Origin of the sequence: Catenulispora yoronensis (assembly GCF_039531695.1) — a bacterium.
GTDB lineage: Bacteria > Actinomycetota > Actinomycetes > Streptomycetales > Catenulisporaceae > Catenulispora > Catenulispora yoronensis.
The window spans coordinates 55,580-64,723 of record NZ_BAAAQN010000068.1; the positions used below are offsets into that span (position 1 = coordinate 55,580).

8 protein-coding genes are annotated in these 9,144 nt (G+C 71.4%); 6 read left to right on the top strand and 2 right to left on the bottom strand.

The window, feature by feature from the left end; genetic code table 11:
* Positions 1–4: 4 nt before the first annotated feature.
* The gene (locus ABD481_RS38760; RefSeq protein WP_344670868.1) at positions 5–1,000 is read left to right on the top strand and encodes an ROK family protein; all 996 of its coding nucleotides are present in this window, start codon (positions 5–7) and stop codon (positions 998–1,000) included.
* A gap of 93 nt (positions 1,001–1,093) precedes the next feature.
* Positions 1,094–1,678, top strand: coding sequence for a DUF6985 domain-containing protein (locus tag ABD481_RS38765; RefSeq protein WP_344670869.1), 585 nt, complete (start codon positions 1,094–1,096; stop codon positions 1,676–1,678).
* A 231-nt stretch (positions 1,679–1,909) separates the two neighbouring features.
* Here ABD481_RS38765 and ABD481_RS38770 read toward each other — a convergent pair whose 3' ends face one another.
* On the bottom strand, positions 1,910–3,562 hold the full coding sequence (locus ABD481_RS38770; RefSeq protein ID WP_344670870.1) for an MDR family MFS transporter: 1,653 nt from the start codon (positions 3,560–3,562) through the stop codon (positions 1,910–1,912).
* Positions 3,559–4,059, bottom strand: a complete 501-nt coding sequence (locus ABD481_RS38775) for a MarR family winged helix-turn-helix transcriptional regulator (RefSeq protein ID WP_344670871.1) — start codon at positions 4,057–4,059, stop codon at positions 3,559–3,561. Before ABD481_RS38775 ends, ABD481_RS38770 begins: the two co-directional genes overlap by 4 nt.
* 132 nt (positions 4,060–4,191) lie before the next feature.
* On the opposite strand from ABD481_RS38775, the gene ilvA reads away from it, so the two are divergent.
* From ilvA to ABD481_RS38795, 4 genes are all read left to right on the top strand, one after another.
* On the top strand, positions 4,192–5,412 hold the full coding sequence (gene ilvA / locus ABD481_RS38780) for a threonine ammonia-lyase (RefSeq protein WP_344670872.1): 1,221 nt from the start codon (positions 4,192–4,194) through the stop codon (positions 5,410–5,412).
* Positions 5,413–5,519: 107 nt separating this feature from the next.
* Positions 5,520–6,668, top strand: a complete 1,149-nt coding sequence (locus tag ABD481_RS38785) for an ATP-binding cassette domain-containing protein (protein ID WP_344670873.1) — start codon at positions 5,520–5,522, stop codon at positions 6,666–6,668.
* The gene (locus tag ABD481_RS38790) at positions 6,665–7,522 is read left to right on the top strand and encodes an ABC transporter permease (RefSeq protein WP_344670874.1); all 858 of its coding nucleotides are present in this window, start codon (positions 6,665–6,667) and stop codon (positions 7,520–7,522) included. The genes ABD481_RS38785 and ABD481_RS38790 overlap by 4 nt, the downstream gene beginning before the upstream one ends.
* Before the next feature lie 111 nt (positions 7,523–7,633).
* The coding region (locus ABD481_RS38795) for a serine/threonine-protein kinase (RefSeq protein ID WP_344670875.1) at positions 7,634–9,144 on the top strand (1,511 nt) is incomplete at its 3' end.

The window sequence follows — 9,144 nt, forward strand, 5'->3', positions numbered from 1 at the left end:
TGCCATGACGGTGACAGACACCTCCGGGGGCGCTGCCCCGGACGCCGCGGCGACTCCGCAGCCCCCGGTCCTGGCTATCGACATCGGCGGCACGAAGATGGCGGTCGGGGCGGTGGACGGCACCGGGGAGGTGCTCGCCTCCTACCGGGTCCCCACGCCCTCCGGGGCCGGCGCGGACGGCGAGGCGCTGTACGCGGCCCTGCTCGACGCCGTCGACCACCTGCCCTACGGCCGGGACGGCTACCGGGCCGTCGGCGTCGGCTGCGGCGGCCCGATGCGCTGGCCGGCCGGCGAGGTCTCGCCGCTGAACATCCCCGGCTGGCGCGGCTTCCCGCTGCGCTGGCGGCTGGAGGCCGACTTCCGGCGCGAGGTGCGGCTGCACAACGACGCCATCTGCCTGGCCGCCGCCGAGCACTGGCAGGGCGCCGGGCGCGGCACCGGGAACATGCTCGGCATGGTGGTCTCCACCGGGGTCGGCGGCGGCCTGATCCTCGGCGACCGGCTGATCGACGGCGCGAAGGGCAACGCCGGGCACATCGGGCACGTCGTCGTGGACCAGGAGACGCCCTGCGCCTGCGGCGGCACCGGCTGTCTGGAGGCGGTCGCCAGCGGCCCGCGGATGGCGGCGTGGGCCGCGGCCCAGGGCTGGCGCGCCGGCCAGGACAGCCGCACCGGCAAGGACCTCACCGAGGACGCCCGGTCCGGCGACGGCATCGCGCAGGCCGCCTTCACCCGCGCCGGCACCGCCCTGGGCGTGGCCATCGCCGGCGCCGCCGCGCTGTGCGACCTGGAGCTGGTCACCATCGGCGGCGGCATCGTGCAGGCCGGGGACCTGTTGTTCGAGCCGCTGCGCTCGGCGCTGTACCGGCACGCCCGGCTGGACTTCACCAAGAACCTGAAGGTGGTCCCGGCCGATCTGGGCCAGGACGCCGGGCTGGTCGGCGCGGCGGCGCTGATCCTGCGCGGCGACGCCTACTGGTCGGCCGATCGGGTGGACTGAGGAACGCAGAAGGCGGATCCCGCGGCGCGGCCGACATCTCAGCCATCGGCGACAGGTTGGTCTCCGCCGTCGCCGTTTGGATATCGTCGCGCCATGGAGATCCCCGGTCTGGGCCCCGTCGAGGCCGACGACGAAACCTACATCAGCCACCCGGTCACGGTGCCGGTGCTGGACTACAACGAAGTCGAGTTCTTCGTCGAGGGCTACGACGATGACGACGACCCCGAAGACTTCCACGACGCGATCGAGGCCTTCCTGGGCCTCGACGACTCCGCCCTCAAAGCCGCGTCGAGAGCCGTGTTCGCGCATTACGAGCAGGCGCGCGCGGCGTTCGAGGCGGCCGGCGTCGGCGAGCCCGCCGATGCCGACCCGGACGCGGATCCGGACGCCGATCCGGACGCCGGCGCCGACGACGCCGCCGACGACCCGGACGGCCTGGCCGTCCCCGGCCTCGAACCGGACGCCGGTCCCGCCGAGATCGTCGCGATCGCCGGTCCGGACGCCGTCTGGGAGTACGTCGAGCTCGGCGTGGAGGCGACCGTCGCCCGCGAGGCCGACGGCGACCAGGAGGTGTGCGTCTCGGTGACCTGTACCTGCGACTGGGACCTTGAGCGCGGCCTGGTCCTGGTGTTCCGCGGCGGCCGCGAGGTCTCCGGCGTCGAGTCCGCCGAGGACTGAGTTCACTCGAAGGCTGAGTTCGCCCGAAGGCTGAGCCCGGCAAAAGCCTGAGTCCGCCCAAAGACTGAGCCCGGCAAAAGGCTGAGTCCCTGGAAGACCGAATCCGCAGAAAGCCGAGCCGGCCGAGCGCCGGCTCCCGCACACAGAACGGCTGCGGCCGCCCGGGACCTCCCGGGCGGCCGCAGCCGTGTGAATTCCTTTTAATCCTTGCCGGTACCTACCCGGCCCCGCTCAGTGCGCCAGCGCCGGCGCCTCCACGTCCACGCCCTCCGGCCGCGCGGCCGGCGTCGGAGCCATCGACCGCAGCCGGTGCTCCTTCAGGAACCAGCTGGCCCCGAAGGCCAGCAGGCCCAGACCCGCGCCCACCAGGAACACCGTGGACAGCGCCTGCGTGAACGAGTGCACCAGCATGTGCTGCATGCCGGCCGGCAGCCTGCTCATCGCGTCCTGGCTCTGCAGGACCTCCATGCCGTGGTCGCGCACGGTGGCCATGCCCGGCCCGTTCCCCGCGTTGGACCGCAGGTGGCTGGTCAGCTGGTTGGTCAGGATCGCGCCCATGACCGCCGCGCCGAAGGTCTGGCCCAGCGACCGGAAGAAGGTGGAGGAGGTGGTCGCCACGCCCATGTCCTTCATCTCGACCGCGTTCTGCACCGCCAGGATCAGCACCTGCATCGTGGCGCCCAGGCCCAGGCCGACGATGAACATGAACAGCGAGCTGAGCAGCGTGTCCGTGTTCTCGTCCATGGTGGTCATCAGGCCCAGGCCGACCGTGGTGACCGCGATCCCGACGATCGGGAAGAACCGGTAGCGCCCGGTCCTGCTGATGATCCGCCCGGAGCTGATCGAGGTGGTCAGCAGGCCGACCATCATCGGCAGCATCCGCAGTCCGGCCTTGGTCGGGCTGTCGCCGTCCACCACCTGGAAGTAGAACGGGATGTACATCATCGCGCCCATCATCACCATGCCGATGAGGAAGCCCATGATGTTCGAGATCCGGAACACCGAGCCGCGGAACAGCCGCATCGGCAGGATCGGCTCGGGCGTGCGCAGCTCCCAGAGCACGAACAGCGCCAGCACCACCAGGCCGCCGACGGCCAGGCCGATGATCACCGGGGAGCTCCAGGCGTACTGCTGGCCGCCCATCTGCGCCGCCAGCAGCAGGGCCACCACGCCGGCCACGACCAGCGTCGCGCCGATGTAGTCGATGGCCGCCTTGACCCGCCGCTTGGGCAGGTGCAGCACGGCGCTGATGACGAACAGCGCGATGATCCCGATCGGCAGGTTCACGTAGAACACCCAGCGCCAGCCGGTGACGCCCATGATCGAGCTGTGCTCGGTGAAGATCCCGCCGAGCAGCGGGCCGGCCACCATCGCCAGCATGAACACGCCGCCGAACAGGCCCTGGTACTTGCCGCGCTCCCGGGGCGGGACCACGTCGCCGACGATGGCGAAGGTCAGGCCCAGGATGCCGCCGGCGCCCAGGCCCTGCAACGCCCGGAAGGCGATCAGCTCGTCCAGGTTCTGCGAGAAGCCGGACAGGAACGAGCCGAGCAGGAACAGCCCGATCGCGGTCATGTAGAGCGGCTTGCGGCCGAACAGGTCCGACAGCTTGCCGTAGATCGGCGTGGCCGCGGTCGAGGCGAGCACGTAGGCGGTGGTCACCCACGGCATCCGGGCCAGGCCGTCCTTGCCGCCGATGTCGCCGATGATGGTGCGGATCGCCGTGCCGACGATCGTGTTGTCCAGCGAGGCCAGCAGCAGGCCCAGCATCAGGGAGCCGAAGACCACCAGGATCTGCTTGTGGGTCATGGTGGAGCCCTCGGCCACCTGTGGTGCCTGAGGGCTCGCTATCGCTTCGGGGGTGGTTCCGGTGGTCTCACTCATGCGCTACTTCCGTCTTCCGTTGTGGGGCCGTTCTTCGCCTCGATGTTTTTCGCGATCATCGCGCTGAAGTCCTCGACGTACCGGGACATCAGCCGGGACAGCGTCCGCAGGTCCTCCGGGTCCCAGTGCCCGAAGCCCTCGCGCATCGAGTCGATGCGCTTTTGCCAGAAGTCCTTGACGTGCTTGTGGCCCAGCTCGGTCAGGTGCAGCTGGGTCGCCCGCCGGTCGTTGGGGTCGGCCACCTTCTCGATCAGGCCGTCGGCCTCCAGGTGCGCCACGTGGCGCGAGACCGTCGACTGGTCCAGGAACAGCTCCTTGGCCAGGTCGCTGGACCGGGTCGGACCGCACTTGTGCAGCATCATCAGCACCGCGATCTGGCCGCCCTCGGGCTCCTTGCGGGAGCGCATGACGCCCCGAAACAGCATGCCGACGGTCTTTCCGAGCTCGGTGTACTCCTCGTCGCTCAGGCGCTCGCCGGGACGCTGGTCGCCGCTCATCGGTCGCTTCTTCTCTCCTGATCGCGGTGCCGGATACTTGGTTGCTGCAAGCATACGCCTAGATGCATGTGTCATGCAACTAGTTCCGGAACGCGACTCGTGGGACGTCCGGTGACCTGCGAGACTGGGGTCATGTCAATGGCGACCGTGACCTTGGACGATGTGGAGCGGGCCCGCGAACAGCTGGCCGACGTGGCCCGCAGGACCCCGCTGGAAGGCTCCCGCACCCTGTCGGAGAAGGTCCGCGGGCCGGTGCAGTTCAAGTGCGAGAACCTTCAGCGCACCGGGTCCTTCAAGATCCGCGGGGCCTACGTCCGCATCGCCAACCTGGACCCGGCCGAGCGCGCCCACGGCGTGGTGGCGGCCAGCGCCGGCAACCACGCGCAGGGCGTGGCGCTCGCGGCGTCGCTGCTGGACAGCAAGTCGACGGTGTTCATGCCCGAGGGCGCGCCGCTGCCCAAGGTCGCCGCGACCGAGGCCTACGGCGCGCACGTGCGCTTCGCCGGCCGCACCGTGGACGAGGCGCTGGTCGCCGCCCGGGCCTTCGCCGCCGAGACCGGCGCCACCTTCATCCACCCGTTCGACCACCCGGACGTGATCGCCGGCCAGGGCACCGTCGGCCTGGAGATCATCGAGCAGTGCCCGGAGGTCGGCACCATCGTGGTCGCCACCGGCGGCGGCGGGCTGCTGGCCGGGATCACGGTGGCGGTCAAGGCCAAGCGGCCGGACGTGCGGGTGATCGGCGTCCAGGCGGCCGGCGCCGCGGCCTACCCGCCTTCGCTGGCCGCCGGGGAGCCGGTGCAGCTGGCCGGGATGTCCACGATGGCCGACGGCATCGCCGTCGGGCGCCCCGGCGACGTGCCGTTCGAGCTCATCGCGCACGCCGCCGACGAGGTCCGGGTGGTCTCCGAGGAGTCGCTGTCCAAGGCCATGCTGCTGCTGTTGGAGCGGGCCAAGATGGTGGTCGAGCCGGCCGGCGCCGCCGGCGTGGCGGCGATCATGGACGACCCGCACTTCTTCGACGCCCCGACCGTGGCCGTGCTCTCCGGCGGCAACATCGACCCGCTGCTGATGATGCGCATGATCCGGCACGGCCTGGTCGCGGCCGGCCGCTTCCTGGCGATGCGCCTGCGCATCCCGGACCGTCCCGGCGCGCTGGCCGAGCTGCTCGCCGAGCTCGGCGAGGCCGACGCCAACGTGATGGACATCGAGCACCTGTGGACCCGGCCCTCGCTGGCGTTCGGCGAGGTCGAGGTGGCGCTGCAACTGGAGACCCGGGGGATCGCGCACGCCGAGACGCTGATCTCGCGGCTGCGGGCGGCGGGATACCAGCCGGAGCCGACGTCGTACTAGTACTGGCCGACCACTACTGGCCGACCAGTACCGGCCGAACCCGTTCGGCCTACTGCCGGGCACCGCCCGCCGCCCGCCCTCCGGCGGTCTGAATTAGCGTCGGGACCATGGCAGCCATCGAGGCCGAGGATCTGGTCAAGATCTACGGCGGCACCAAGAAGGCCAAGGAGGTGCGCGCCCTCGACGGCGTGAGCCTGGCCGTGCCCGAGGGCACGATCCTGGGCCTGCTGGGTCCGAACGGCGCGGGCAAGACCACGGCGGTGCGGGTGCTGACCACGCTGCTGCGGCCGGACTCCGGCCGGGCCACGGTGCTCGGGCTGGACGTGGCGCACAAGCCGAACCAGGTGCGGCGGCTGATCGGGCTGTCCGGGCAGTACGCGGCCGTCGACGAGAACCTGACCGGCCGGGAGAACCTGGTGATGGTCGGGCGGCTGTACCACATGGGCAAGGCCGCGGCCGGGAAGCGGGCCGGGGAGCTGCTGGAGGAGTTCACCCTCACCGACGCCGCCGACCGGCCGTCCAAGACCTATTCCGGCGGCATGCGGCGGCGCCTGGACCTGGCCGCCGCGCTGGTCGTGAAGCCGCCGGTGATCTTCCTGGACGAACCCACCACCGGGCTGGACCCGCGGACCCGGATCGCGATGTGGGACGTGATCGCCGGGCTGGTGCGCGGCGGCACCACGCTGCTGCTCACCACCCAGTACCTGGAGGAGGCCGACCGGCTCGCCGACACCATCGCGGTGGTGGACCACGGCAAGGTCATCGCCCGCGGCACCGCCGACCAGCTCAAGGCCCAGATCGGCGGGGAGCGGCTGCAGATCGTGGTCTCCGACCGGGACCGGCTGGCCGAGGCCGCCGAGCTGCTCGGCCGGATGGGGACCGGCGAGGCCCGGGTGCACCAGCAGACCCGCGAGGTGCTGCTGCCGGTGGCCGGCGGCGCGCAGCTGCTGGTCGAGGCGATCCGGCGGCTGGACGCGGTCGGGATCAAGATCGACGACGTGGCGCTGCGCCGCCCGACGCTGGACGACGTGTTCCTGCAGCTGACCGGGCGGCCCGCGGAGGACGAGGGCGAGAACGGCGGCGAGGGCGGCGAGGGCGGCGGCACCGGCGGCCCGGAGCGGCCGGGCGGACCGGGCGGACCGGGCGGCACCGGCGGACCAGGCGGTGCCGCCGGATCGGGCGGCACAAGCAGTACCGGCGGCACCGGCAGTACCGGCGGATCAGCCGGCCCCACCCGGCAGGAGGCGGCACGATGACCTCGGACACCCTGGCCCCGGCGGCCCCGACCGGGGGCGGCGGCCTGACCACCGCGCTGCACGATGCCTGGGTCGTGACCCTTCGCAATCTGCGCCGCATGACCCGGATCCCGGAGATGGTGGTCTTCTCCTCGATCCAGCCGATCATGTTCGTGCTGCTGTTCGCCTTCGTGTTCGGCGGCGCGATCCCGGTGCCCGGCGCCGAGGGCAAGACCGCCTATCGCGAGTTCCTGCTGCCCGGCATCTTCGTGCAGACCCTGGCCTTCACCGCCGCCACCACCTCCGTGGGCCTGGCCGACGACCTGCACAAGGGTCTGATCGACCGGTTCCGCTCGCTGCCGATCTCGCGCTCGGCGGTGCTGGCCGGGCGCACCACCGCCGACTGGCTGCAGAACCTGTTCGTGCTGCTGGTGATGGCGATCTGCGGCCTGCTGGTGGGCTGGCGCATCCACGACGGGTTCCTCAAGGCGGTGGCCGGCTTCGCGCTGCTGATGCTGTTCGCCTACGCGATGAGCTGGATCGGCGCCGTGGTCGGCCTGTCGGTGCGCACCGTCGAGGCCGCCAACACCATCGGCTTCATCTGGATCTTCCCGCTGACCTTCCTGTCCAACGCCTTCGTGCCGGCCCGGACCCTGTCGCCGCAGTGGCTGCAGAACATCGCGGACTGGAATCCGGTCTCGGCGACGGTGCAAGCGCTGCGCCACCTATGGGGAAACCCCGACGGGTATGTGGGGACTGCGAAGATGCCGTGGCCGATCCAGCACGCGACCTGGGTCTCGCTGTTCTGGTCGCTGGTGATCCTCGCCGTGTTCGTCCCGCTTTCCGTGCGCAAGTACCGTTCCGTTTCGGCGTGAGAAAGCCCACTACCGGCGCCGAACCGATCAAGGGGGCAACCGAAAGCGATGTTCAGACGTCCTATTCTTGGGGAAAGGGGGAGCAGCTAGCAGGGAAGTTTGGGGGGAACCATGGCTGGGCCGACACCGGGCCAGGTGCTGAACGGCCGCTACGAGCTGCGCAGACGGATCGGCGGCGGATCGATGGGCGAGGTGTGGCGGGGCCGGGACCTGGTCCTGGGCCGCACCGTCGCGGTCAAGATCGTGCTGCCGGCGCTGCTGGACACGCCGACGTTCCGGGCCCGCTTCGTGGCCGAGGCCCGGGTGATGGCGATGATGGACCATCCGGGCATCGTCGGGGTCTTCGACTACGGCTACGCCGAGACCGACGACCCGGACACCCCGGGCGCGGCGTTCCTGGTGATGGAGTTCATCGAGGGCGAGTCGCTGGACAAGGTCCTGGCCCGCACCGGGCCGCTGGAACCGCGCTTCGCCCTGAAGGTGCTGGCCTCGCTGCTGGACGCGCTGGCCGCCGTGCACCGGGTCGGGGTCGTGCACCGGGACGTGAAGCCGGCGAACGTGATGCTCACCTCCGGCGGCGTGGTGCTGGCCGACTTCGGCATCGCGCGCTCCGCCGAGTCGCTGGGCCTGACGGCCGCCGACGCGCTGATGGGCACCGTGCCGTATCTGGCCCCTGAGCTGTTCCAGGCCGAGACGCCGACCCCGGCGGCCGACGTCTACGCGGTCGGGATCCTCGGGTACGAACTGCTCTCGGGCCGGCAGCCGTTCCAGGCGGCCAGCACGGCCGCGGTGATGTACAAGCACATGCACGAGCCACCGCCGCCGCTGCCGGACTACGTCGCCGCGCCGGCCGCCGAGGTGCTGTGGCGGGCGCTGGAGAAGGACGCCGGGCGCCGGTGGAGCGACGGCGCCGACATGGGCGCGGCCATGCGGCGGGTGCTGGACGGACCGGTGGAGGTCGGCGAGGAGGTCGGCGCCGAGCCGGACTTCGAGCGCGAACACGCCGGGAACCCCAGCGGGTATGAGAACACGCTGTCGGAGTCGGGAACGCGGCGCAGGGTGCGCCGGGGCGGGAACGGCGCGGGAGCGGGGGCGGCGGCAGCCGCGGGCGCGGCCGAGGTCGGGATGGACGCGGCGACCGGGCAGTTCGAGCCCAGCTTCCACGAAGACCTGTACCGCGAGGACTTGTACGGAGATCACATCGGCGATCCGGGCCTGTACGGCGACGGCACCGCTGATCCCGGCGGTAGACATGGCCGATCGCTGTACGAGGACAGCTACGGCAGCTTCTCAGAACGTTCTGATCAGCTGCCCGACTCGGGCGGTCGCCATGGTCGCGCCGCGGCGTTCGGGGAGGACGCCGCGTCCGACATCGGCGATTGGCGCGGTCGGGCGGCTTATGACGAGACGGCGCGTCTGGATTCCGAGACGGCTCGGATGACGCCGCTTCCGGACACCGATGCGGCCGGTCGTCGCGGTCGGCCGCCGCTCGACGAGACGGCGCGTCTGGATTCCGAGACCGCGCGGATGACGCCGCTCCCGGACACCGATGCGGCCGGTCGTCGCGGTCGGCCGCCGCTCGACGAGACGGCGCGTCTGGATTCCGAGACCGCGCGGATGAC

Coding starts and splice junctions, on each gene's coding strand:
- ABD481_RS38760 (WP_344670868.1), top strand. CDS start 5: ATGACGGTGACAGACACCTCCGGGGGCGCTGCCCCGGACGCCGCGGCG.
- ABD481_RS38765 (WP_344670869.1), top strand. CDS start 1,094: ATGGAGATCCCCGGTCTGGGCCCCGTCGAGGCCGACGACGAAACCTAC.
- ABD481_RS38770 (WP_344670870.1), bottom strand. CDS start 3,562: ATGAGTGAGACCACCGGAACCACCCCCGAAGCGATAGCGAGCCCTCAG.
- ABD481_RS38775 (WP_344670871.1), bottom strand. CDS start 4,059: ATGAGCGGCGACCAGCGTCCCGGCGAGCGCCTGAGCGACGAGGAGTAC.
- ilvA (WP_344670872.1), top strand. CDS start 4,192: ATGTCAATGGCGACCGTGACCTTGGACGATGTGGAGCGGGCCCGCGAA.
- ABD481_RS38785 (WP_344670873.1), top strand. CDS start 5,520: ATGGCAGCCATCGAGGCCGAGGATCTGGTCAAGATCTACGGCGGCACC.
- ABD481_RS38790 (WP_344670874.1), top strand. CDS start 6,665: ATGACCTCGGACACCCTGGCCCCGGCGGCCCCGACCGGGGGCGGCGGC.